Below are 24176 nucleotides of genomic sequence, written 5' to 3'. Positions count from 1 at the left end.
GAGGGGCGGTCACCCGGAGCCGGAGGGGGCGGTCAGTCGTCGAGGATCGCGCCGCGTTCGCCCATGAAGCGCAGCCACTCCCGGTGCCAGCCCGTGGTGCCCCGCAGGTCCACGCCGTGCCAGTCCGGTTCGGAGCGGCGGCCGACCAGACGCTCGCCCAGCGACTCCCCCGAACCGCTGTCGAACAGCCGTACCCAGCCGTCCGCACCGGCCGTCGCCACCACCCCGGACTTGGTGTGCAGCGCCACGGAGAGCACGGCCTGTCCCCCGCCCACGGACCAGTTCCGCTCCCGGTGCCCCAGGTCCCAGGAGCTGAGCGTGCCGTCCCGGCAGCCGCAGTAGAGCACCCCCGTGCCCGCGTCGTACACGAGGCCGAGCACCGTGTCCCCCAGTACGGCGAGGTCGGCGGCGTGGCTGCCGTCGTCCTGGGCGAAGAGCCGGATCCTGCGGTCGTCGCTGCCGCTGGCCACCAGGCCCGTGCCCGGCAGCGCGCACAGGCAGTACACCCCGGCGTCCGGGTGCGGCACCCACTGCCCGACGGGCCGGCCGGTGGCGGCGTCCAGGACGGTCGCGGTCCCGGCGGAGGAGCCGGCGAACATCAGGCCGGCGTCGGGGTCAAGGGCGAGGGAGCGCACATAGCCGGAGGAGACCCGCGTCCGCCAGACCTCGTCGCCGTCGAGGGTCCACAGCTTCACGGAGCCGTCGGTGCCGCCCGAGGCGATCCGGGTGTCCCCGACCGCGACGGCGGAGGTGGTGGGGGCGCCGTGGTGGGCGATCTCCAGGAACGCCTGCCCGTTCTCCCGGTCCGCCAGGTACACGCCGCCGTCGAGGGCGGCCGCGACCACATAGCGGCCGTGGGACATCAGGGCCATATTGCGGAAGACACCCGGGCAGCGCATCGTCTCCAGGGTGTCCAGCCGGGCCCGGTCGAGGACCTGCACCAGGCCCTCGGCCGTGCCGGCCACGACCGCGCCGTCGTCGGGCAGCATGCCCACCGCGGAGACCACCTGGGTCTCGTGCAGCATCGCGCCGTGCAGCCGGGCGCCCCGCAGGTCGGCGCCGGTCACCACGGCACCCTGGAGCAGCACCGAGCGCAGATCGCAGTCACGCAGATCGGCGCCGGCCAGCCGGGCGCCCTGGAGGTCGGCGCCGCGCAGATCGAGTCCGCGCAGCGAGCGGCCGGCCAGGGAGACGCCCATGCGGTTGGCCAGTGAGAGGCAGTTCGCGGGCAGCCGGCCGCCGACCAGGGACCCCACAGGACCGGCGGCGGGCTCGCGGACGGCCGGCGCCGGCCCGCCCGGGGGCAGCCAGTCGAGCGGCGACAGTCCTGCGGAGGCCAGTTGCTCGGCCAGATAGCCGATCGGCTCGGGCAGCAGCAGCCGTTCGTCCAGCGGGGCGAGGTCCCCCGCGCGCAGCGCCGTGCACAGACCGCGTGCGGTGAGGAACTCGCGCATGGTCTTGAGCCGGAAGCGCACGGTGCCGTCGGCGGCCACCCGTAGGAAGGCCTCCCAGCGGGGGTCGGCGCTCAGCGGCCCGGCCGTCGTGGCGGAGGCGGGTTCCGGCACGCCGAGGACGCCGCGGGCCTCGGGCAGCGGCAGGGCATGGGTGGCCCGGCTGCGCATCCGGCCTGCGAGCGCCGCGAGCCGGTCGATGTCGGCGCGGACCGCCGCGCCGTCGACGGCGACGCGTTCGGCACCGCCGAGCAGGACGGTGACGTACTCCTCGAACAGTTCCGAGGCGGTCGTCGGGGCCTCGCGCCCGGGCACGGCCAGCACCACGGACATCAGGTCGAGCAGACCGGGCAGCCGGGCCAGATCGGTCAGCGCGCTGCTGGCGTCGATCAGCCGCCGCACCGGTTCCGCCCGGGTGCCGAGCCGCCGCGCCAGGGCCTGGACGCGCTGTTCGTAGCCGAGGTCGGCGAGCCGGATCACCTCGAAGGTGGACCCGTCCGGCAGCCGGAGTCCGGGGACGCCGGCGGTGTCCTCGGACGCGGTCGCGGACGACGGTGCGCCCGGGGCGCCGCCGAGGCGCAGGGCGGAGCGGTCCTGTTCGAAGTAGCCGGGCCTGCTCGCCAGCAGGATCTTGCTCCGGGGGCCCACCAGATCGGCGAGTTCGGCCAGGGTGCGCCGGGCGCGCTCGGGAGTGACCTGCCAGCGCAGTTCGTCGAGCCCGTCGAGGATCACGACCAGCCGGCCGGTGTCGTTGGCGTACCGGAAGGACCGTGTGCCACCGAGGAGTTCGGCGCCCTTGCCGCGCATCTGCGCGATCAGGAAGTCCTCCAGCGAGCCGGTGGCGGGCATCTCCGACAGGAGGGCGAGCACGGGGACGCGTCCGCGGTTGGGGTCGTCCAGGCAGCGGCGGGCCAGGGCGTAGGCGAGGTGCCGGCAGTACCAGGACTTGCCGCTGCCGGGTTCGCCGAGCAGGGTGAGCTGGCTGTGCGAGCGCTCGCGCAGCCAGGAGTCGACGTAGTCGTCGAGCCAGTAGGCGTCGCCGCGCACCGGGGCCACCGCGTCGGACAGCGGGCGCTGGCACTGGAGGTCCACATAGGCGCCGCGCTGGGTTCCGCTCTCGTACTCGTCGAGGATCCAGCGCAGATACGGTTCGACGCCGAGGACGCGCTCCAGCAGGGACTGGCGCGTGTGCAGTTCGAGCCGGTCGTCTGCGGCGGCGAGCCGGCGGGCGGTGTTGGAGACCCTGGTCTCGGTGACGGCCATGCCCCGGCCGTGCCCGCCGACGCGTTCGGCGAGCCGGCGCACATCGCCGCCCGACAGCTCGCCCTCCACGATGTGCGCGGTGAGCGGCCCGGGTTCGGTGGGGTGCCCGAAGACGGACTCCACGGCGCGGTCGCTCAGCCGTACCGAGTGCCGTGCGCTCCAGCCGAGGACGCCGAGTTGCTCCTCGCACTCCCTTATGGCCGGTGACTCCCCGCGCAGTTCCTCGGTGCCCTGCCGTTCCGCCGTGCCGCGGACCAGGTCGAGCAGGTCCCGGGTATAGGCGGCGGTGGGGACGCCGCCGGTGGCGACGACCTTGATCTGCCGCCGGCCGTAGGCGGCGCGCACCCCGTCGTCGGCCTCGGGCAGCACCACGACGGCGCCGCGCCAGTGGACGCCGAGCGAGTGCAGGGCGGGTGCCAGGAGCTCTTCGAGGACCGGGTCGTGCGGGGCGAAGCCGACGAGGACCAGGGTGTGCGAGGCGGGCAGGTCGGCCAGGCGTGCGGTGAGCAGGGGGCGCAGAAAGCGGGCGGCCCGCCGCTCCCGTTCGCTGACCAGGGCGTCCTGCGGGGCGTCCAGACAGCCGAAGAGATGGACGATCTGGGGCTGTGCGGTGTCCCAGAAGGCGATCGCCGTCTCGGTCTTGACGACGTGGAAGGGGCGCCGGAAGCGGCGGTAGGCGTCTTCGGCCGTCGGGAACAGCGAGGTGACCAGGAGGCAGGCCGGCGGGCGGGCGGCGAGCCACTCATGGAGCGCCGCGGAGGGCGAGGGTGGCCGCGCGGGCGTCGTCTCACCGGGCGCCGCCGGGCGTCCCGCGGTGCGCAGCAGGCTGATCAGGGCGGCGCGGCCGAAGCGGGTCAGGTACTCCTCGGTGAGCCGGTCCGGTGGAGGGGGCGAGGGCTCGTCGGCGCGGCCGAGTTCGGCGAGCAGCGCCGTGCGGACGGTGTCGTCCGTCTCGCGGTCGAACTCGGGGCCCAGGACCACGGCCAGGGAGCCGGTTGCCCAGGCCCGGGCCAGTTCGACGACGAGGTGCGGGTCGAACTCGGGCGGGGTGTCAGGCATGCGCGGCGCTCAGTCCGTCCAGCCAGCGGGCCAGGGCCCGGGTGACACCGTCCTCCGTCACGTCGAGCGGCAGGGTGCGCAGCCCCCTGGTGAGCGCGACCCGCTGTTGCAGGGGCGAGACGTCGGCGGTGAGCACCCAGCCGACGGGTTTGTGCTCACCGAGCCCGGCGGTCGCCAGGTCCCAGAGCATGTTGAACTCCGGGTCGGACGGTCCGGCGCCGAGCACCAGCAGTTCATGGGTCTCCAGCAGGCCGCGGACGTACTCGGCGAGCCGGGGCTTGACCGCGCCGTAGACCGCGAAGTCCCGGCGGGTGACGGTCAGTGTCTCCGGGTTGAGCACATCGCCGCACATCTTGACCAGCCGGGTGCGGGCGGGCGCGGTGTAGGCGAGGTCGGAGTCCCGTACGACGACGTCGACCGGGCCCGCGACGGCGCTCAGGGCCTCCTCAAGCAGGACGTCGTAGTTGGTGGTGAGGATCTCTTTGAGGCCGGTGGCGGCCAGGGCCCGGTGCGCGTCGGTGTAGGCGAGGGAGCGGCGCAGTTCGCGGCGCAGATGGGAGACGAGGCTGTTGCGGCCGTACTCCGCCTCGTACGCCTCGGCAAGGGCGGGCAGGTCGTCGGGCAGCTGGGTGCCGCCCGCCGCGGGGCCCAGCGCCTGCCCGAGCGGGGCGAAGAGCCGGCCCCAGCCGGGATATCCGGCGCCCATGGACAGCCCGGCGCCCACGAGGACGGCCAGGCGGCCCTCCGCGGCCCGGGTCGCGAGGTGTCCGAACACTCCGTCGGCTGCTGTCATCCGCGTCCACCGTCCCCGTTCGTTCGTCGTGCGTCGTACGTCCGTCGATCACCCGGTGTCCGTCCGCCCGGCGGGGCCGCGCAGCTCCGCGACGGCGGCGCGGAAGCGGGAGACGGAGGCGTCGCCCCGGCCGTGGCCGTAGCCGTGCAGGACCCCGACCTCCAGTTGCCGGGTGAGCCAAGCGTCCCACACGGCACGCACCCGCGGGTCCTCGATCGCACCGAGGGCCGCCCGGATCCTGCGGGTCAACCGGCCTGCGGCCAGGACGACATGGGAGCGCACGGCATAGTGCTCCAGCATCCGGTCCACCCGGACGAGTGCCTCGGCGCCGAGCGGGCCGCGGCCCCACACCCGGGTGGCGAGCCACTGCCGGTCGGCGGGGTCGGCGCGCCGCCACAGCAGTCCCGAGACCGCGGTCAACCTGCCGTCACCGAGGTCGGAGTGGCGCAGTCCGCCGTCACGGCTCTCCCTTGCGGTGGTGTTGCGCAGGTCGTTGCGCAACTGGCCGGCCTCGGCGCACCAGGGGTAGGCGGTGGTGACGAAGGCCGCCGCGCGGGGGTCGCCGCCGGCGGTCAGGACGTCGGCCCAGGCGCTCCCGACGAAGGCGGTACGCCGCCGGGCCGCCTCGGTGTAGCGCTCCCAGGAGAAGGTGCCGTGGGTCAGCGCGTGCCGCTGCGACTGGCCGTCGGCCATCCCGGTCACGCACTCCTCCCACAGGTCGCCGGGCAGCCCGGCGAGCGGTCCCGAGCGCGGCAGGCCCCGCCGGGCGGCGTCCAGGGTGCGGGTCAACTCGCTGCGTCCGTGGGCCGCGTAGGCCGTGGCGGTGCCGTAGCGCACGCGTTTGCGGTCGAGCAGGTCGTCGAGGCAGTAGAAGACCGCGAACAGCAACTCCGGCATCAGACAGCGGTGGACCGGCCGGCCGGGGCGGGCGAGGGTCAGCCAGGGCAGTACGGCGCGGTACTTGCGGCCGGGCATCGTCTCGACGTAGTGCACGGCGGCCGGGCCGAGCCAGTGCGCGGCGGCGGTACGCAGCGGGGTGCTCCACAGGTCCTGGACGAAGACCGCGGTGAACTCGGTCTCCACCGCGCCGTACCAGGTGGTGACCGGCCAGGGCGCGCCGCCGGGCCCGGTGGAGGCCAGGCCGGGGGCCGGCGGGACGCTCACGGGGCCGGCCGGCGGGGCGCCGCGGCGGGCTCGCCCGAGGGCCGGCCCGCGTCCCGGCCCACCGTGTCGAGCCAGCCTTCCCAGGCGTGCACGGCCAGGGCGGTGTCCCGCATGGAGAGGATGCCGCGGCCGAACGGCTCACTCACCGTCTTGCGGTTGGCCCAGAACACCTCGGCGAAGTCCTCGGCCGCGGCGACCCGGCGGTAGTCGACGTACGTCATCGGGCGGGGTACGGCGCCGGCCGCGCGCACGGTGTCCAGGGTCAGGGCGACCTCCTGGCGGGTCTGGCCGGGCAGTCCCACCATGACGAAGCAGATCAGCAGGATGCCCTCGGCCGCGCACCAGGCGCCCAGGTCGGCCAGCCGCTCGGCGCCGACGCGCCCGGAGTAGCGGTTCCGGCCGTCCGGGAGCAGCGACTCCACACCGACGGCCACCCGGGTGCAGCCGGCCGCGGCCATCGCGCCCAGCAGCGGCGGGTCGAGCTCGGCGTGCGAGGTGACGCACTTCCAGGTGACCCCGGTGCGCGGGGCGCCGACACGGGCGCAGAAGTCGTGGACGTAGTCGCGGTGGGCGGTGAAGTTGGCCCCGAACAGCGAGACGGCGGTGTATCCGTGGTTCTCGCGGGCCGCGCGCAGATAGCCGGCCAGGGTGTCGAGACCCGTACGGAAGTACTCGTGGCGGCCCATCACGTCGGGGATCGGGCAGTAGCCGCAGTAGCTGTCGCAGCCGCGTGACACGCCGACCGCCAGCTCCCGTTCGGGTTCGCGGCCCGGGTACGACTCGTCCGCGGGCAGCCGCGCGTACCCGGCGACGGGCAGCAGGTCCAGTGCGGGCAGCTCCCAGTCGCCGGCCAGGTGGATGCCGGCCGGGCCGCGGGTCCAGGTGCCGGCCGTCCGGGTCAGGGTGCCGGGCACGGGTCCCGGCTCGGCGCCGGCGGCCACCTGGGCGGCGATCTCGGCGAGCGCCGGCTCCCAGTCCTGCTCCAGGACGATCCAGTCGGCGTCGGTGCGCTGGAACTGCCGGCGCAGATGGTAGGCGCCCCGCCCGTACAGAGCGATCCGGGTGCCGGGCGAGAGCTGGCGCAGCAGCCGGACGGTACGGGCCGTCTCCAGGGTGTTGTCCAGGGTGACGTGCAGGACGACGAGTCCGTTGGCCTGCAGCGCCTCCCCGACGATCGTGTCCCAGGTGACCTCGGGCAGGACGCCGTCGATGACGCGGACCTCGTGTCCGGCCCGGTCACGCAGATGGGCGGCGACCTCACCAAGCTCCACGAAGTGGTAGTCGAGGTTGAGATAGGCGCTCACACAGGGTGCTGAGACGATCCGGATCAGCATGGCCGGCCTCCTGGCGGGTCGCGCGGGTGTTCCCGGACGGTACGGAGGTACGGGGTGCGGAGAGCCGCCGCGCCGGCCGGACCATGTGCGCCGCGCGCGCCGTGTAGCGAACCCTGCCACACCGGCGAGGGCGGGGGCAGCGGTGCGCACTCTCCAACACATACCGTGCACAGGGCAGTTGCGGCTGATCCCGCCATGCGGGAACATCGGCACGGATGAGGCATCTGCGCAATGTCGAGGTCTATGTGGCCGCGGCGCTGGCCGCCGTGTTCGCCGTGCTGTCGGTCATCGGCGACATCGTGCCGGTGGACCTGCGGTGGGCGGCGCTGCTCGCGGCGGTGGCCCTGCTGGTGTACCGGTCGGCGCTGGAGACCCGGGTCCCGTCCGGGGACGAGCTGCTGGGGGACCGGATCGAACTCCAGGAAGCCTCGCCGCCGCTCGCCAAGCGGCTGGAAACGGCCCGTGCGGTCTGGCTGTTCGCACCCAGCGGGATCAACTTCCTGACGCCGCACGTGTCCCAGGCGCTGCGGCACCACGTGCTGAGCCGGCCGGAGGGTTCGGTGCGGGTGGTCGTGCTGGATCCGGCGGCCACGGACGCCGTCGCGGTCGCCGAGCACCAGCTCGACGACAGTCTGGAGGCTCCGCTCCAGCGGCTGCGGCCCTCGCTCGACACGGTGCTGCGGCAACTCGCCACCATGGACTCCTGGCCGCGCACCGGCACCTTCGAGTACCGGGTGCTCCCCTACAACCCCGGCTTCAGCCTGGTGGCCGTCGACCCGGGCGAGCGGGACGGCTGGCTGGTCCTGGAACTGCACGGCGTCCGCAACGAGGCCGTCACCAGCCGGATGCACCTGCGCCTCACCCGCCGCGCCCACGAGAAGTGGCACCGCTACTGGCTCCACCAGTACGAACACCTCTGGCACCAGTCCCGGCCCCCGGACCCGGGCCCGGGTACGGGTCCTGCCCCGGCTCCCGGCCCGGGCCCCGGGTGACGAGCCGTGCGAGCAGCACTCGGCGCACCGGTCCGCCCTCTCCTGAGGCCGAAACCGGCCCACCCCGTGCAGCGGGTGGGCCGGCGCCCGTGCGGGTGTCAGGCTGTGAGGGCCTGCCGGGGGGTGGGGCGGGGGGACGTGAGCGTCTGGGCGCGGTGGGCCGGGTCGGTGACCTCGCCGACCAGGAGTTCCAGTACGTCCTCCAGGGCGACCAGGCCGAGCACCCGCCCGGTGGTGTCGGCCACCTGGGCCAGATGGGTGGCGGCCCGGCGCATCACCGTCAGGGCGTCGTCGAGCGGCAGATCGGCCCTCAGCGTGGCCATCGGGCGCCAGGCCCGCTGGGGCACGGGACCGTCGGCGTCCTCCAGGTCGAGCACGTCCTTGACGTGCAGATAGCCCAGGAAGGCGCCGCCGCCCGCGGCGACCGGGAAGCGGGAGTAGCCGGTGCGGGCGGTGAGCGCGACGATCTCGGCCGAGGTGACCGACGGGCCGACCGTGACCAGTGCCTCGGGCGCAAGCAGGACGTCCGTCACCGGGCGCGAGCCCAGCTCCAGGGCGTCCTCCAGGCGCTCCTGCTCCTCGGGGTCCAGGAGCCCCGCCTGGCGGGAGTCCTCGACCAATCGGCCCAGCTGCACGCTGGTGAAGGCGGCCTCGACCTCGTCCTTGGGCTCGACCCGGAAGAGCCGCAGGACACCCTTGGCGCAGGCGCCGAGCGCCACCGTGATCGGCCGGCACAGCCGGGCGAAGGCGACCAGACCGGGGCCCAGCCACAGCGCGGCCTTCTCCGGCGCGGCCATGGCAAGATTCTTCGGCACCATCTCGCCGATGACGAGGTGGAAGAAGACCACGGCCGCAAGCGCGATGACGTAGCCAAGCGGGTGGACCACGCCGCTCGGCAGCCGGAGCCATGCGAACACCGGCTCCAGCAGGCGGGCCACCGTGGGTTCGGCGACGGCGCCCAGGGTCAGCGAGCAGACGGTGATGCCGAACTGGGCGGCGGCCATCATCTGCGGCAGCCGCTCCAGGCCGTGCAGCACCTGCCGGGCCCTGGCCGTGCCGAGCGGTTCGATCTGGCTGCGGCGGACGGAGACGAGGGCGAACTCGGCGCCGACGAAGAAGCCGTTGGCGAGGACCAGCAGCGCGGCGAACAGCAGTTGGATCACGCTCATCGGGCGGCCTCCGCCACGGCCGGGACCGGGTCCGCCGCGGTGACGGTGCGCACCAGCCGGACCCGCTCCGCGCGGTAGTGCCCGACCTGGCGCACGGCCAGCCGCCAGCCCGGCAGCTCGGCGCGGTCGCCGGGGGCCGGGATACGGCCGAGCAGGTCGGCGACCAGTCCGGCGACGGTCTCGTACGGGCCCTCGGGCGCGTCCAGGCCGATCCGCCGGAGCAGGTCGACACGGCAGCCGCCGTCGACGTCCCAGGCGGGGCTGCCGTCCTCGGGCGGGGCCGGCGCGAGTTCCGGCACGTCCGTGGCGTCGTGCTCGTCGCGGACCTCGCCGACGAGCTCCTCCACGATGTCCTCCAGGGTGACGACGCCCGCGGTGCCGCCGTACTCGTCGACGACGACCGCTATCGGCTGCTCGTTGCGGAGCTGGGCGAGCAGCGGCTGCACCGGCAGGGTCTCGGGGACCAGCAGCGCCGGGCGGGCGATCCGGCCCACCGGGGTGTGCAGCCACTCGTCGGACGGCACCGCGAGGGCGTCCTTGAGGTGGACCATGCCGACGACCTCGTCGATCTTCTCGTGGTAGACGGGGAAGCGGGACAGGCCGGTGGCGCGGGTGAGGTTGACCACGTCCTCGGCGGTCGCCGAGGTCTGGAGCGCGCTGACCTTCACCCGCGGGGTCATGACGTGCTGTGCGGTCAGGTCGCCCAGGGACAGGGTGCGCACGAAGAGGTCCGCGGTGTCCTGTTCGAGGGCGCCGGCCAGGGCCGAGTGGCGGGCCAGGGAGACCAGCTCGCCGGGGGTGCGGGCGGAGGCCAGCTCCTCCGTGGGTTCGACGCCCAGGGCGCGCACCAGCCGGTTGGCGACTGTGTTGAGCGCGGCGATCACCGGGTGGAACAGGCGCGAGAAGAGGTGCTGGGGGCCGGCCACGAAGCGCGCCACCTGGAGGGGCCGGGAGACCGCCCAGTTCTTGGGTACGAGCTCGCCGATCACCATCTGGACCGCCGAGGCCAGCAGCATGCCGACGACGACGGCGACCCCGGAGACGGCTCCGCCGGGAACACCGGCGGCCGCGAACGGGCCGCGCAGCAGCCCGGCCAGCGCCGGTTCGGCGAGCATGCCGACGACCAGGGAGGTGATGGTGATGCCGAGCTGGGTGCCGGAGAGCTGGAAGGACAGCTCCCTGAGGGACTCGACGACCCTGAGGGCCCGTCTGTCGCCCTCCTCGGCGGCCTTCTCGGCGTCCGGGCGCTCGACCGTGACCAGGCCGAACTCGGCCGCGACGAAGAAGCCGTTGGCGAGAATGAGCAGGAACGCCGCTCCTAGGAGCAGCAAGGGGATGGTCATGATGCCGCCGCCTCCGCGTTCGCGCGGAACATGTCCGCGCTATGTCGGCAGGGGGCGGCGCAGGTACTGCAGGACGATCCGTCCATCGCCGGAGGGAGTCACTCCTCGGGTAGCAGGAGCCCCTGGCACCGGTCGTGGAACCCAGGGGCGGAGGCGCAGCGAAAACGCGTCCGCAACCAGATTAATCAAGACACCGGCCGATGCGTCAGGGTGGACGTCCCGAGTCAGCTATGACGTTCGTCGCCGGACCGCTCGGGGCCCGCGAGCGAACGGGCTTCGACGAGCGCGCGCAGGGCGCGCGCGTCGGCGATGGCCTGCTGCTTCGCTATGCCCGGCTGTATGCCCAGGGCGGCCAGGCTGGTGCCGTCGCTGAGGTTCAGGAACACCCACGGATCACCCGGGCGCAGGTTGACCTGGATTATCTCCGCCCACTCCAGACGGCGGCGGCCGGCGATGTTGACGACGGTGACGCCCGAGTCGTCGGCGACGACCTTCGGCCGGGCGAGCAGGACGAGGACCCCGGCCAGGAGCGCGCCGGTGAAGGCGAAACTCACCCGTTCGCCGGGGCTGAGCTGCTCAAGGAGCAGCCCCACGGTCGTGATCACCACGAATATGACGGCTCCCGCGGTGAGCAGGACGGCCCGGGTGCGGCCCGGACGGAAGGTGACGGGAAGTACGGGTATCTCGGACATCTCCGGGTGCCTCCTCGTTCCTCAGAGTCGGCAGGCGTGGATGGCCGTGGTGAGGATGGCCCGGGCGCCGAGCTCGTACAGATCGTCCATGATCCGCTGCGCCTCCTTGGCGGGGACCATGGCGCGCACGGCTACCCAGCCCTCGTTGTGCAGCGGGGAGACGGTCGGTGACTCCAGGCCGGGGGTGAGCGCGACGGCCCGTTCGAGCTGCTCGACCCGGCAGTCGTAGTCCATCATCACGTACGTCCGGGCCACCAGGACGCCCTGGAGGCGGCGCAGGAACTGCTGGACCTTGGGCTCCTCGACGTCGGCGCCGGTGCGGCGGACGACGATCGCCTCGGACTTCATGATCGACTCGCCGACGATCTCCAGGCCGGCGTTGCGCAGGGAGGTGCCGGTCTCGACGACGTCGGCGATGGCCTCGGCGACCCCGAGTTCGATGGCGGTCTCGACGGCGCCGTCCAGGTGGACGACGGAGGCGTCGATGCCGCTGTCGGCGAGGTGCTTGCTGACGATGCCCTCGTAGGACGTGGCGACCGTCCGGCCGTTCAGGTCCGCGATGCCGCCGACCGTGCCGGGCTTGGCCGCGTAGTGGAAGGTGGAGCGGGCGAAGCCGAGCGGCAGGATCTCCTCGGCGCCCGCTCCGGAGTCGATGAGCAGGTCGCGGCCGGTGATGCCGATGTCCAGGCGGCCGGTGGAGACGTAGATCGCGATGTCGCGGGGGCGGAGGTAGAAGAACTCGACCTCGTTGACCGGGTCGACGATCCGCAGTTCCTTGGACTCCCGCCGCTGCTGGTAGCCGGCCTCATGCAGCATGTCCGCCGCAGGGCCGGAGAGTGAACCCTTGTTGGGGACGGCGATGCGCAGCATGAGGTCGGCTTCCTTCGTTCGTCTCGTACGACAGTGTGTGCGGTTGCTCGGAGTGCTCAGAGGTGGGCGTAGACGTCGTCCAGGGAGATGCCGCGGGCGACCATCATCACCTGGACGTGGTACAGCAGCTGCGAGATCTCCTCGGCGGCCGCCTCCTTGCCCTCGTACTCGGCGGCCATCCAGACCTCGGCGGCCTCCTCGACGACCTTCTTGCCGATGGCATGGACGCCCTTGCCGACCAGCTCGGCGGTGCGGGAGGTGGCGGGGTCGCCGTCTGCGGCCTTCTGCTGGAGCTCGGTGAAGAGCTCCTCGAACGTCTTCTTGGACATGGTGGTGCCAACCCTACGCGCTCCGGGCGACTGCTCACCGCCAGGGTTCGGATACCGAGCGGAGCGTGGCGGCGGTCGCGACCGCCGCGGTGACCGCCTCGTGGCCCTTGTCCTCGCTGGACCCGTCGAGGCCCGCCCGGTCCAGGGCCTGCTCCTCGGTGTCGCAGGTGAGCACGCCGAAGCCGACCGGGACGCCGGTCTCGACCGACACCTGGGTCAGGCCGTTCGTGACGCCCTGGCACACATAGTCGAAGTGGGGGGTGCCGCCGCGGATGACGACGCCGAGGGCGACGATCGCGTCGTAGCCGCGGCCGGCCAGGACCTTCGCCACCACCGGGAGCTCGAAGCTGCCGGGGACCCGGAGCAGGGTCGGCTCGTCGATCCCCAGTTCGTGCAGGGCGCGCAGGGCCCCGTCCACCAGTCCGTCCATCACCTTCTCGTGCCACTGCGCCGCGACGACGGCGACCCTGAGGTCTCCGACGTTCCGGACGGACAGTTCCGGTGCACCCTTGCCGCTCACGTGTCTCCTCGCGTCTGTTCGCTTACTGGTTGCCGCAGGTGGACACGGTGGTGGTGTCCAGCCAGGGCAGGTCGTGCCCCATCCGGTCCCGCTTGGTGCGCAGGTACCGGAGGTTGTGCTCGCCGGCCTGGACCGGCATCGGCTCCCGTCCGGTGACCTTGAGGCCGTGCCGGAGCAGGGCGTCGGTCTTGTCGGGGTTGTTGGTCAGCAGGCGGACGCTCGTCACCCCGAGGTCCTGGAGGATCCGCGCGCCGGCGCCGTAGTCGCGGGCGTCGGCGGGCAGGCCGAGTTCGAGGTTGGCGTCGAGGGTGTCCCGGCCGCGCTCCTGGAGTTCGTAGGCGCGCAGCTTGGACATCAGGCCGATGCCGCGTCCCTCGTGACCGCGCAGGTAGACCACCACTCCCCTGCCCTCCTGCTGGATGCGCTCCAGGGAGGTGTCCAGCTGGGGGCCGCAGTCGCAGCGCTGGGAGGCGAAGATGTCTCCGGTGAGGCACTCGGAGTGGACGCGGACCAGGACGTCCTCGCCGTCGCCGATCTCGCCGTGCACCAGGGCCACGTGCTCGACGCCGTCCGCGGTGGAGCGGTAGCCGTACGCGATGAAGACGCCGTGCGCGGTGGGCAGGCGCACCTCGGCCTCGCGGAGGACCGCGGGCTGGGCCGGCCGTCCCTCCTGCTCGGGCGATTCCGGCAACCCGGGCGAGCGCCGGTGCGCGATCAGGTCCTCGATGGAGATGATCGTCAGGCCGTGCTTGCGGGCGAAGACGATCAGTTCGGGCAGCCGGAGCATCCGGCCGTCGTCGCCGGCGATCTCGACGATCGCTCCGGCCGGGCGCAGCCCCGCCAGCCGGGCGAGGTCGACGGCGGCCTCGGTGTGGCCGGGGCGGACGAGCACGCCGCCGGGGCGGGCGCGCAGCGGGAAGACATGGCCCGGGCGGACGAGGTCGGTGGGCTCCGCGGTGCCGCTCGCCAGCAACTGGAGGGTGGTGGCGCGGTCGGAGGCGGAGATGCCGGTCGTGACGCCGTGGGCGGCGCCGGCGTCGACGGAGACCGTGAAGGCGGTCTTCATCGACTCGGTGTTCTCCTCGACCATCTGCGGCAGCTTCAGCCGGTCCAGCTCCTCGCCCTCCATGGGGGCGCAGATCAGACCGCGGCACTCGCTCATCATGAAGGCGACGATCTCGGGGGTCGCCTTCTCGGCGGCGATGACGAGGTCGCCCTCGTTCTCGCGGTCCTCGTCGTCGACGACCACGACCGGGCGGCCGGCCGCGATGTCGGCGACGGCCTGCTCGACGGGGTCGAGGGTGAAGTCCTCCATGGGGTCGGTGCCGTAGAGGACGGTTGCCGCTGTCATGCGGGCGCTCCTTCCAGGACCGGCCGCGCGTCCGTGCGGGTGCGCAGCCACCAGTCGCGCATGCCCCACAGGACCAGCGCGCCGTAGACGATGTAGACGAAGCCGGAGAAGGCGAAGCCGTTGGCGAAGTTGAGCGGTACGCCGACGACGTCGACGAGCAGCCAGGCGAACCAGAACTCGACCATGCCGCGCGCCTGCGCGTACATGGCGACGACGGTGCCGACGAAGATGTAGGCGTCGGGCCAGGGGTCCCAGGACAGCGACGGGTAGGCGTGGAACAGTCCGGCGACGGCGACCGTGCCGGCCGCGGCGGCGCCGAGCAGCACGGCACGCTCGCGCCAGGTGGCGAACCGCACGGCGATGTGGCCGTCCGCCGCCCCGCCCTTGCCGCGGTTCCACTGCCACCAGCCGAAGACGGCGACGACCATGACGACGATCTGCTTGCCCGCGCTGCCCGAAAGGTGGGCGGTGGCGAACGCGGCGAACAGGACCAGGCCGGACAGGAACTGGACGGGCCAGCTCCAGATGGAGCGCCGCCAGCCGAACGCCAGGCCGAGCAGGCCGATGACGTTGCCGGTCATGTCCGACCACTTGATGTGCTGGCCGAGGAGGGTGAACGCCTCGGAGTTGAGCCAGTTCACCGTCCGGCTCCCTGGGCGCGGTCGCCGAGCAGCCGCTCGACGTACTTGGCGACGACGTCCACCTCGAGGTTGACCGGGTCGCCCGGCTGCTTCAGGCCGAGGGTGGTCAGGGCCAGGGTGGTCGGGATGAGGCTGACGGTGAAGTGCGCGTCACCGGCCTCGACGACGGTGAGGCTGATGCCGTCGACGGTGATGGAGCCCTTCTCGACGACGTAGCGCGCGAGGTCCGGCGGCAGCGAGATCCTCACGATCTCCCAGTGCTCGGAGGGGGTGCGCTCCAGGATCGTGCCGGTGCCGTCGACGTGCCCCTGCACGATGTGGCCGCCGAGGCGGGCGCCGACGGCGGTGGGGCGTTCGAGGTTGACGCGGGAGCCGGTGGTGAGGACGCCGAGACTGGAGCGCTTGAGGGTCTCCGCCATGACGTCGGCGGTGAACTCGTCGCCCTCGTGCTCGACGACGGTGAGACAGACCCCGTTCACGGCGATGGAGTCGCCGTGCCGCGCGCCCTCGGTCACGACGGGGCCGCGGAGCCGGAAACGGGCGGCGTCGCCGAGGTCCTCCACGGCGGTGACTTCACCCAGCTCTTCGACGATTCCGGTGAACACTTCCCGGGTCCTCCTGCCTCTTCGGGCACGGACTCCGGGGGCTGCCGACGTCGACAGACTGCACGAACGAGGACACTCGGGGGACGACGCCGGACGGGACCCGCCCGCGAAGGGCGAGCCCAGAGACGGCGGCGCACACGGATGTGCTCGCTCGCCGCGCACTGCCTCCCATCCGGACTTTAACCGTCGGTCCAGGAATTCCACCTGGTCAACCGGCCGCTGGAAGCGACCGGGTCGCGGACTGTAACCGCCGGTTCGGACTTTCACCGACCCCGGAGTGCGCTGCTTCTGGTACAGAGCCAGTGTGCCACGCCCGATGGGCGGGACCACGGACGAAGCGTGTGGGGTGGCTCACAGAACGTACCGCCCGCGCTGCCGTGCGTGGGCGTGGAGGTCCGGCGGCGGGCAAGGGCCGTCGTCACCGCCGCCGGACCGGTCTGCGCGGAAGTCCGACCCTAAGAGGACTAGACCAGGCAGGTCAACAGATGCGTGGAACACGCAAGTTCCACCACACCGACCCGAACGCCCGTCGCGACCTGTGCAGTTCGCCCGGCACGGGGGCTGGTTTCCGTGCGGGGGCGGGCGATTGCGCGCGGATGCCGGGCCGGCTTCCATGCGGCACCGGGCCTGGTCTCCTTGCGGCACCGGGCGGATTCCGTAGCGGCCGGGGCGACTGCCGCACAGCGGCAAGCCGGTTCCGTGGGGCGCCAGGACGGCTTCCGTGGCCGGTTCCGTGGGCGCCAGGACGGCTTCCGTGCGACCTCGGGCCTGGCTGCCTGACGGCGCCGGGCCGATTCCCTGGCGGCTGGGCCCGCTGCCGGGCGGTGCCGAGTCGAGCCCGTGCGGTGTCGGGTCGGGCTGCCTGCGGCGTCAGCGTTCCGGTGGGGTGAACAGGTCGTCCTGGGCGCGGTCGCGGGCGGTCACGAGGGCGCCGCGCAGTACCGCCCGGCCGCCGAGCGCGCCCGCCCTCACCTCCGTGTGCAGCGGGGACATCCGGGCCACGCGCTCCGCCACGCGCGCGGCGAGCGCGTCTCCGCCGGCCTGCCCGATCTCGCCCCCGAGGACCACGCACCCGGGATCGAGAACGGCCACCACCGAGGCCACCCCGAGGGCGACGCGGTCGGCCAGGGCGTCGAGGAAGCGCGAGGCCGCCGCGGAGCCGGCAGCCCCCGCGCTCGTCCGTACCGCCGTCCGCACCAGTTCCGCGGCGACCGGCTCCGCGCCCGCTCCCTCCATGCGGTCCGAGCCGGCCCCGCTCGCCGACAGCCCGTGCCGCTCGGCCAGTTCCGTCACCGCGGCAGCACAGGCCAGGGAGTGGAAGCCGTCCGCGCACCCTGTCGCCGAGGGCAGCCCCGCGGTGCCCGGGACGGGCAGGAAGCCGATCTCGCCGGTGCCTCCGGAGGCACCGCGGCGCAGGGTTCCGTCCAGGACGACGGCCGCGCCCGTGCCGTGGCCGAGCCACAGCAGGACGAAGGTGTCCCGCCCTTGGGCGGCCCCGTCGCGCTGCTCGGCCAGCGCCGCGAGGTTGGTCTCGTTCTCGACGGTCACCCGGGCCCGCGGCAGCCGCTCCTGCAGGGCGGCGACCAGCCGGCGGTGCCACTCGGGCAGTCCCGTGGAGTCGCGGAGCTCACCGGTGACCGGGTCGATCAGCCCCGGCGCGCCGATCCCGACCGTGTGCAGCCGCTCCGCCCCCGCCTCCTTGACCACCCGCTCCACCAGACCGACCGCCTGCTCGAGCGCCGGGCCCGTACCGGTGTCCCCGCCGATCGGCACGGACTCCGCGGCCAGTTCCCGGCCCAGCAGGTCGGCGACGATCACGGCCACGCTGTCGGTGCGGACGTCGAGGGCGGCCAACTGGGCGCGGTCGGCGACGATGCCGTAGAGCCGCGCGTTGGGCCCGCGCCGCTGCTCGCCGGACTCACCGACCACGGTGACCAGGCCGGAGGCCGTCAGCCGCTCGACGAGATCGGCGACGGTGGGCCGGGACAGACCGGTGAGCTGCTTCAACTGCCCTGCTGTCAGCGGTCCTTGCTGCTGAAGCAGCCGCAGGGCGAGCCGGTCGTTGATGGCCCGGGCGGTGCTCGGGGATGCGGGCATGCCGGGAATCCTTCCAGATCTGCGGGCTGCTGCCGTCGTGATATCCGCTATCTATCAGGCAGGTTCCCTGATAGTTTACGTCGGCGCGAAAACGCGAGGGGCAGCGACGGTCAGCCAGGGAGGGGCCGGACAATGAGTGCGGTGGTCTACGAACAGTACGAGGTACGGCGCGCCCGGTACGCCGTGGCGGCCGTCTTCGCCGTGCACGGCGCCGTCACCGGCTCGTTCGCGACCCGGGTGCCGTGGATCCAGGACCACGCCGGGGTCAGCCCCGGGCAACTGGGCCTCGCGCTGGCCTTCCCCGCGCTCGGCGCGTCCCTCGCGATGCCGCTCGCGGGCGGCATCAGCCACCGCTTCGGCGCCCGCAACGCGCTGCGCGGCCTGATCGCCCTGTGGACACTCGCCCTCGTCCTGCCCTCACTCGCACCGAACCTCCTGACCCTGTGCCTGGGCCTGTTCCTCTACGGCGCCACGGCGGGCATGGCGGACGTCGCGATGAACGCCCTCGGGGTGGAGGTCGAGAACCGGCTCGACCGCTCCATCATGTCCGGCCTGCACGGCATGTGGAGCGCGGGCGCCCTGGTCGGCTCGGCGGCCGGCACGGTCGCCGCGCACCTCGGCTCGGACGCGCGGCTGCACCACCTGCTGGCCGCCGCCGTGCTGACCGTGCTGGGCGTGACCGCCTGCACCTGGGTGCTGGACCTCCAGCCCGCGCAGGACGAGGAGCCGCCGCCGCGGTTCGCGCTGCCGCCGAAGTCGGCGCTGCTGATCGGCGCGATCGGGTTCTGCGCGGTGTTCGCGGAGGGCGCCAGCCTGGACTGGTCGGCGGTCTACCTGCGGCACCAGCTGGAGACCTCGGCCGGGCTCGCGGCGGCCTGCACCACGGGCTTCACCCTCACCATGGCGATCGCGCGGATCTCGGGCGACCGGGTGGTGGACCGGTTCGGCGCCGTGCGCACGGTGCGGGCGAGCGGCGTGCTGGCGGTCCTCGGCGGCCTGCTCGTCGTCGCGGGGAGCCATCCGGCGGTGGCGATGACCGGGTTCGCGCTGATGGGCCTCGGCATCGCGGTCGTCGTACCGCTGTGCTTCGCCGCGGCCGGCCGCAGCGGTCCGAACCCCAGCCAGGCCATCGCCGGTGTCGCGACCATCACGTACACCTCCGGGCTCGTCGCCCCGAGCGCGATCGGCGGACTGGCCCAGGCGACCAGCCTGGTGGTCTCCTTCGGCCTGGTGACCCTGCTCGCGTGCGGTCTGGTCGCCTTCGCGGGGGTGCTCAGGGCCGGCGACCGGAACCGGACGAAGATCGGCCCCACGAGCACCGCGGTACCCGACCCGCGGCCCTGAGCGGCGCCCGAGCGGCTCTCCGGGCGGGGCCCGAGCGGTTGTCCGCTCGGCTCCTGAGCGGCTTGTCCGGCGGACCCCGAGCGGGACCTCAACGGCCCTGAGCAGGGGCGGGTGGGCACCGGACCCGTCGGCACCCCGACAATGGTGCGGACAGGCTCCACGTACAGAGAAAGCGAAATCCCACCATGGACCTCGGCGTGCGCTGGAAGCTGCACGGTGACGGGCGCACGCCCGCGCCCGGAGCAGTGGTACGGCCCGACGAACGGCTCTCCTGGCCCCGCACGGCAGGACTCGGCGCGCAGCACGTCGTGGCCATGTTCGGCGCCTCCTTCGTCGCCCCCGTGCTCATGGGCCTCGACCCCAACCTCGCGATCATGATGTCGGGCGTCGCGACCGTCATCTTCCTGCTCGCCACCCGCGGCCGGGTGCCCAGCTACCTCGGCTGCTCGCTCTCCTTCGTGGGCGTCGCCGCGGTCATCCGGGCGCAGGGCGGTACCAGCGCCACCGTGACCGGCGCGGTCCTCGTCGTCGGCGCCGCGCTGTTCCTGGTCGGGCTCGCCGTGCAGCACTTCGGGGCGCGGATCATCCACGCCGCGATGCCGCCGATCGTCACCGGCGCGGTCGTCATGCTGATCGGCTTCAACCTCGCGCCGGTGACCGCCTCCACCTACTGGCCGCAGGACCAGTGGACGGCCCTGCTCGTGATGCTGTTCACCGGCCTGGCCGTGGTGTGCCTGCGCGGCTTCTGGTCCCGGATCGCGATCTTCCTCGGGCTGGTCTTCGGCTACGCCGTCTCCTGGATCTTCGACCGGGGCCTCGGAAAGATCCACTCCGTGGACGCGAGCGGCAAGCTCACCGACCACTGGCGCCTGGACCTGTCGGGCGTGGGCAAGGCCGACTGGATCGGGCTGCCGTCCTTCCACGGGCCCAGCTTCCAGTGGTCGGCGATCCTGGTGGCGCTGCCCGTCGTCATCGCGCTGGTCGCGGAGAACGCCGGGCACGTGAAGGCGGTCGGCGAGATGACCGGCGACCCGCTGGACGACAAGCTCGGCACCGCGATCTCGGCGGACGGTGTGGCCTCCATGCTGTCGACCGCGGTGGGCGGCCCGCCCAACACCACCTACTCCGAGAACATCGGCGTGATGGCCGCGACCCGCGTCTACTCGACCGCCGCGTACTGGGCCGCCGCGGGCTTCGCGCTGCTGTTCGGCGTCTGCCCCAAGTTCGGCGCGATCGTGGCCGCGATCCCCGGCGGTGTCCTCGGCGGCATCACGGTCATCCTGTACGGCATGATCGGCCTGCTCGGCGCGCAGATCTGGATCAACGCCAAGGTCGACCTGCGCAACCCGCTGAACCTGGTGCCGGCCGCGGCGGGCATCATCATCGGCGTCGGCAACGTCAGCATGAAGTTCAGCGACACCTTCTCCCTCAGCGGCATCGCGCTCGGCACCCTGGTCGTCATCACCGGCTACCACGCGCTGCGCGCCTTCGCGCCCGCCCACCTCAAGAGGCAGGAGCCGCTGCTGGACGAGGGCACGTCGTCGTACGGCGAGGAGGCCGAGGGCACCCGGCCGGCCTCCTAGGCCCGCCCCGTGGGCGTGCGCCCGTCCGGTTCGCCGGCGGGCGCGTTCCCCCGTTCCGGGGAAGCGCCGGGCCCGTCGGCGCCCGGGCCGGCCCGGGCCTGGGACGCTGCCTCCATGGGGCAATCGGCACAACTCACCCATGGCGGCCCGGACACGGGGGACGCGGCGGACGCGATCGGCGCCACGGGCGCCCGCATGCGCGACCTCGCCGCCGCGCTGCCCGAGCGCGACGGGATCGCGGCCTTCCACCGCGTGTACCTCGCCGCCACCGAGGCGACCGGCCGGTGGCCCGCGACCGCGCTGGACGCACCGCTCGCCGGGCGGTACCTCGCCGCCGTGGACGCGGCCGCCGAGGGGCGGCGGCCGCCCGCCTGCTGGCGGCCGGCGTTCCAGTTCCGCCGGCACCCCGGGGTGCGGCCGGCGCAGTTCGCGCTGGCGGGCCTCCACGCCCTCATCGGCCACGACCTGACCCTCGCCGTGGTGGACGCCTGCCGGGAGGCCCGGTGCGAACCGGCCGACCTGGAGGGCGAGTTCGACCGCGTGGGCGACCTCCTCCTGGCGCTGGAGGAGCGCGTCCGCGAGGATCTGGCGCCCGGCCCCGAGCTGCTCCGGATCACCGACCCGCTCACCCACCTGCTCGGCTCGTGGAACCTGGAGCGGGCGCGTGAGGCAAGCTGGTCGGCCGCGCGGGCACTGTGGGCGCTGCGCCGACTGCCCGACGTGGCCGAGGAGTTCGCCCTGCGGCTGGACGCGGCGGTCGGCTTCGACTGCCGCATGATGCTCACGCCGCTGCCCGACTGATCCGGACATCCTCGGGCACCTTCCCGGAACGGCCCCCTGATCACTGTACGTTGGCCATGGGGCACGGACGATCACGAAGGAGCGCACCGTCATGGCGACCCGTCTGGGCATCGGCCTTCCGCAGAACCGTCAGTACGACCTCGGCAGGGACGTGCCCGACGTGGCACGCGCCGTGGAACGCATCGGCTACGACAGCGTGTGGGTCTACGAGCGGGCCCTGTTCCCGGAGCCCGCCACCCAGGGGCTCTACGGCATGGAGGGCGTGCCCTGGCCGGACACCTACCGGCACGTGGCCGACCCGCTGGTCACGCTCGCGCTTGCCGCGGCGGTCACCGAACGGGTCGGGCTGGGCACCAGCGTGCTGGTCGCGCCGCTCCACGTGCCGTTCCAGCTCGCCAGGTCCCTCGCCTCGCTGGACGCGGCCGCGGGCGGCCGGGTGATCGCCGGCTTCGGCACGGGCTGGTCCCTGGACGAGTACGCGGCGACGGGGATCCGGCCGATCAAGGAGCGCGGCCGGGTGCTGGACGAGGTGATCGACGTCTGCCGGGCCGTGTGGGGGCCCGACCCGGTGCGCTACGACGGCCGTATCACGAAGATCGAGTCGGCCGTGGTGGGCCCCAAGCCGGCCCGGCCGATCCCGATTCTGCTGGCCGCGGGCACCCGCAGGGCCCGGGAGCGGCTCGTCGAGCACGCCGACGGCTGGCTGCCGGTGGCCGCGGGCGGCGCCGAGCAGCTCGCGAGCCAGTGGGACGCGCTGCGGGACCTGGCCGCCGAGCGGGGCCGGCAGCAGCCGATCCGGACGGTGCTGCGGGTGAACGCGGCGTACTCGGCCAAGGCGCACGACGGTGCCGGACGCCGGCCCTTCCAGGGCAACGCAGACCAGATCGTCGAGGACCTCCTCCCGTACGCGGCGATCGGCCTGGAGGAGATCCTGATCGATGTGCAGGGCCGCCCGCGGGACGCCGAGGAGCTCAAGGACGTCGCCGCGGAGGTGTTCGGGGCTGCGCGGGCGGCCGGAGTGTGACCGCCCTCAACTCCTCTCAGCCCTCCGGGAGTTCGACCGGGGCGATCTCGTCGTAGACGTCGCCGGGGCCGGGGTTGGCCGGGTCGGTGGCGCCGCCGAACTGGTGCATGACGCCCCAGACCGCGTTCAGCGCGGTCTGCACGGCGCCCTCGGCCCACCCGGCCGTCCAGGAGATGTCGTCGCCGGCGAGGAAGACGCCCCGCTTGTCCTCGGGCAGCCGGTCCTGCATGAAGTGGGTGAACAGGCGCCGCTGGTAGCGGTAGTGGCCGGGCAGGTTGGCCTTGAACGCGCCCATGAAGTAGGGCTCGTTCTCCCAGGACACGGTGACCGGGCTCCCGATGACGTGCCCCCGGATGTCGACGTTCGGATAGATCTCCGACAGCGACTTCAGCATGACCTCCATCCGCTCGTTCGCGGACAGCGGCAGCCACTTCAGGCTGTCGTCGCACCAGGTGTAGGAGAGGCAGATGACGGCGGGCCTGTCCGGCCCGTCGTCGAGCAGGTAGGTGCCGCGGGTCATGCGGTCGGTGAGCGTCATCGACATCACGTCCCGGCCGGTCCGCGGGTCCTTGTCCAGCCAGAACGGCCGGTCGACCGGCACGAACAGCTTGCTGGACTCCATGTAGTGGGTGCGCTCGATCGCGGTCCAGTGGTCGATCGGGAAGAGCGCGTCGTCGCACTGGACCTTGGACAGCAGCATCCAGGACTGGGCGGTGAAGATCGCCGCCCGGTAGGTGCGGATGTCGCCGCTCGCGTCCGTCACCGTGATCCGGTTGTTCGCCGTGCGGTGCAGCCGGGTGACGGCGGGGCGCGGTTCACCGTCCACGTGCAGGGACTTCAGCGACGTGCCGTAGGGCCAGTGCACGATCTTCTCCGGCTCGCGCTCCCACAGCCGCAGCGGCAGTTGCTGCGAGCCGCCCACGATGCCGCGGTGGTGGTCGTCGGCCTCGGTGTAGACGACGCGCAGGATCTCCAGGATGGAGTTGGGGAAGTCGGTGTCCCAGCCGCCGGTGCCGAAGCCGACCTGGCCGAAGATCTCGCGGTGCCGGAAGGACTTGAAGGCCTCGGAGTCGCACAGGAAGCCGTAGAAGGTCTGGTTGTCGAGCTTCTCGACCAGCCGGGACCAGATCTCGCGGATGCGCGGCACGTCGCGCGTCCGCAGGGCGCGGTTCATGTCGGAGAAGTCCGCGCCCTCCTCCAGGCACCGGTTCCAGGCGTCCGCCACGTCCCGGTAGACCTGCGGCAGGTCGGCGATCGTCTCCGCGTAGTGCGACTCGCCCTTGAGGTCGACGACGGTCGACGGGGTCGCCTCGGACAGCGGGTTGGGGAACGGCCGGGTCTCCAGGCCCACCAGGTCGATGTAGTGCTGGAGGGCGGTGGAGGACGGCGGGAAGCGCATGGCGCCCATCTCGGCGGTCAGCGACTCGTCGCAGCCCTCGAAGCCGACGGTGCGCAGCCGGCCGCCGATCCGGTCGGCCTCGTAGACGACGGGCTTGAGGCCCATCTTCATCAGCTCGTAGGCGGCGACGATGCCGGACAGGCCGCCGCCGATGATCGCGACCTCGGTGCCGTGCTCGGTCGCGGGGACCTGGCCGAGTCCCGCCGGGTGGGCGAGGAAGTCGTCGTACGCGTACGGGAAGTCCGGGCCGAACATGGTGATCGGCGGCTGCTGCTCGTCTGCGTGCTCGACGGCGTTGGGCACCGTGGACGTCATGGGGTACGGACTCCTTGCGCGGAAGAACTGGGGTGGG

The 24176-nt window shown here is 73.1% G+C and carries 20 protein-coding genes and 1 riboswitch; of the genes, 5 read left to right on the top strand and 15 right to left on the bottom strand.

The window, feature by feature from the left end:
* Positions 1-32 precede the first annotated feature (32 nt).
* The 4 genes from ACF09J_RS16805 to ACF09J_RS16790 are packed head-to-tail and all read right to left on the bottom strand — an operon-like array spanning position 33 to position 7064.
* A complete protein-coding gene (locus ACF09J_RS16805; protein WP_392306156.1) occupies positions 33-3773 on the bottom strand; it encodes a pentapeptide repeat-containing protein in 3741 nt (1246 codons plus the stop codon).
* Positions 3766-4566 (bottom strand): SIR2 family protein, encoded by an 801-nt coding sequence (locus tag ACF09J_RS16800; RefSeq protein ID WP_392306155.1) that lies wholly within the window; start codon positions 4564-4566, stop codon positions 3766-3768. The genes ACF09J_RS16805 and ACF09J_RS16800 overlap by 8 nt, the downstream gene beginning before the upstream one ends.
* Positions 4567-4614: 48 nt before the next feature.
* Positions 4615-5730 (bottom strand): hypothetical protein, encoded by a 1116-nt coding sequence (locus tag ACF09J_RS16795; protein ID WP_392306154.1) that lies wholly within the window; start codon positions 5728-5730, stop codon positions 4615-4617.
* Positions 5727-7064 (bottom strand): B12-binding domain-containing radical SAM protein, encoded by a 1338-nt coding sequence (locus ACF09J_RS16790; protein WP_392306153.1) that lies wholly within the window; start codon positions 7062-7064, stop codon positions 5727-5729. Before ACF09J_RS16790 ends, ACF09J_RS16795 begins: the two co-directional genes overlap by 4 nt.
* A gap of 215 nt (positions 7065-7279) precedes the next feature.
* Between ACF09J_RS16790 and ACF09J_RS16785 the strand changes: the two genes are divergently transcribed.
* A complete protein-coding gene (locus ACF09J_RS16785; protein ID WP_392306152.1) occupies positions 7280-8056 on the top strand; it encodes a hypothetical protein in 777 nt (258 codons plus the stop codon).
* A 98-nt stretch (positions 8057-8154) separates the two neighbouring features.
* On the opposite strand, the gene ACF09J_RS16780 is transcribed toward ACF09J_RS16785, so the two are convergent.
* From ACF09J_RS16780 to ACF09J_RS16735, 10 genes are all read right to left on the bottom strand, one after another.
* A complete protein-coding gene (locus ACF09J_RS16780; RefSeq protein ID WP_392306151.1) occupies positions 8155-9225 on the bottom strand; it encodes a hemolysin family protein in 1071 nt (356 codons plus the stop codon).
* On the bottom strand, positions 9222-10568 hold the full coding sequence (locus tag ACF09J_RS16775) for a hemolysin family protein (RefSeq protein WP_392306150.1): 1347 nt from the start codon (positions 10566-10568) through the stop codon (positions 9222-9224). Before ACF09J_RS16775 ends, ACF09J_RS16780 begins: the two co-directional genes overlap by 4 nt.
* 224 nt (positions 10569-10792) lie before the next feature.
* On the bottom strand, positions 10793-11260 hold the full coding sequence (locus tag ACF09J_RS16770) for a PH domain-containing protein (protein ID WP_392306149.1): 468 nt from the start codon (positions 11258-11260) through the stop codon (positions 10793-10795).
* Between the two features lie 21 nt (positions 11261-11281).
* Positions 11282-12130, bottom strand: a complete 849-nt coding sequence (gene hisG, locus ACF09J_RS16765; RefSeq protein WP_392306148.1) for an ATP phosphoribosyltransferase — start codon at positions 12128-12130, stop codon at positions 11282-11284.
* 56 nt (positions 12131-12186) lie between these two features.
* Positions 12187-12459 (bottom strand): phosphoribosyl-ATP diphosphatase, encoded by a 273-nt coding sequence (locus ACF09J_RS16760; RefSeq protein ID WP_062704494.1) that lies wholly within the window; start codon positions 12457-12459, stop codon positions 12187-12189.
* Positions 12460-12493: 34 nt separating this feature from the next.
* On the bottom strand, positions 12494-12979 hold the full coding sequence (ribH, locus tag ACF09J_RS16755; RefSeq protein WP_392306147.1) for a 6,7-dimethyl-8-ribityllumazine synthase: 486 nt from the start codon (positions 12977-12979) through the stop codon (positions 12494-12496).
* A gap of 22 nt (positions 12980-13001) precedes the next feature.
* Entirely contained in the window at positions 13002-14330 is a 1329-nt protein-coding gene (locus ACF09J_RS16750; RefSeq protein ID WP_392306146.1) for a bifunctional 3,4-dihydroxy-2-butanone-4-phosphate synthase/GTP cyclohydrolase II, read from the bottom strand.
* Positions 14327-14971: a nicotinamide riboside transporter PnuC gene (locus ACF09J_RS16745; RefSeq protein ID WP_392306145.1), complete on the bottom strand. Its 645-nt coding sequence runs from the start codon at positions 14969-14971 to the stop codon at positions 14327-14329. The genes ACF09J_RS16750 and ACF09J_RS16745 overlap by 4 nt, the downstream gene beginning before the upstream one ends.
* On the bottom strand, positions 14968-15576 hold the full coding sequence (locus ACF09J_RS16740) for a riboflavin synthase (protein ID WP_392306144.1): 609 nt from the start codon (positions 15574-15576) through the stop codon (positions 14968-14970). The genes ACF09J_RS16745 and ACF09J_RS16740 overlap by 4 nt, the downstream gene beginning before the upstream one ends.
* Positions 15577-15730: 154 nt before the next feature.
* Positions 15731-15861, bottom strand: a riboswitch (FMN riboswitch).
* A gap of 585 nt (positions 15862-16446) precedes the next feature.
* A complete protein-coding gene (locus ACF09J_RS16735) occupies positions 16447-17673 on the bottom strand; it encodes an ROK family transcriptional regulator (protein WP_392306143.1) in 1227 nt (408 codons plus the stop codon).
* 132 nt (positions 17674-17805) lie between these two features.
* Here ACF09J_RS16735 and ACF09J_RS16730 point away from each other — a divergent pair, with 132 nt between their 5' ends.
* From ACF09J_RS16730 to ACF09J_RS16715, 4 genes are all read left to right on the top strand, one after another.
* Complete coding sequence (locus ACF09J_RS16730; RefSeq protein WP_392306142.1) at positions 17806-19017, top strand: MFS transporter; 1212 nt, start codon at positions 17806-17808, stop codon at positions 19015-19017.
* 185 nt (positions 19018-19202) lie between these two features.
* Positions 19203-20600 carry a uracil-xanthine permease family protein gene (locus ACF09J_RS16725; RefSeq protein WP_392306141.1) on the top strand — a complete coding sequence of 466 codons (1398 nt, stop codon included), beginning with the start codon at positions 19203-19205 and terminating at the stop codon, positions 20598-20600.
* A 114-nt stretch (positions 20601-20714) separates the two neighbouring features.
* Positions 20715-21401 (top strand): DUF5995 family protein, encoded by a 687-nt coding sequence (locus ACF09J_RS16720; RefSeq protein WP_392306140.1) that lies wholly within the window; start codon positions 20715-20717, stop codon positions 21399-21401.
* Positions 21402-21492: 91 nt separating this feature from the next.
* Positions 21493-22425 carry an LLM class F420-dependent oxidoreductase gene (locus ACF09J_RS16715; protein ID WP_392306139.1) on the top strand — a complete coding sequence of 311 codons (933 nt, stop codon included), beginning with the start codon at positions 21493-21495 and terminating at the stop codon, positions 22423-22425.
* Positions 22426-22441: 16 nt separating this feature from the next.
* On the opposite strand, the gene ACF09J_RS16710 is transcribed toward ACF09J_RS16715, so the two are convergent.
* A complete protein-coding gene (locus ACF09J_RS16710; RefSeq protein ID WP_392306138.1) occupies positions 22442-24139 on the bottom strand; it encodes a flavin monoamine oxidase family protein in 1698 nt (565 codons plus the stop codon).
* Positions 24140-24176: the final 37 nt, after the last annotated feature.

Source organism: Streptomyces sp. NPDC014889 (assembly GCF_043081205.1).
Classification (GTDB): domain Bacteria; phylum Actinomycetota; class Actinomycetes; order Streptomycetales; family Streptomycetaceae; genus Streptomyces.
This window is presented reverse-complemented; position numbering and strand designations above follow the sequence as displayed.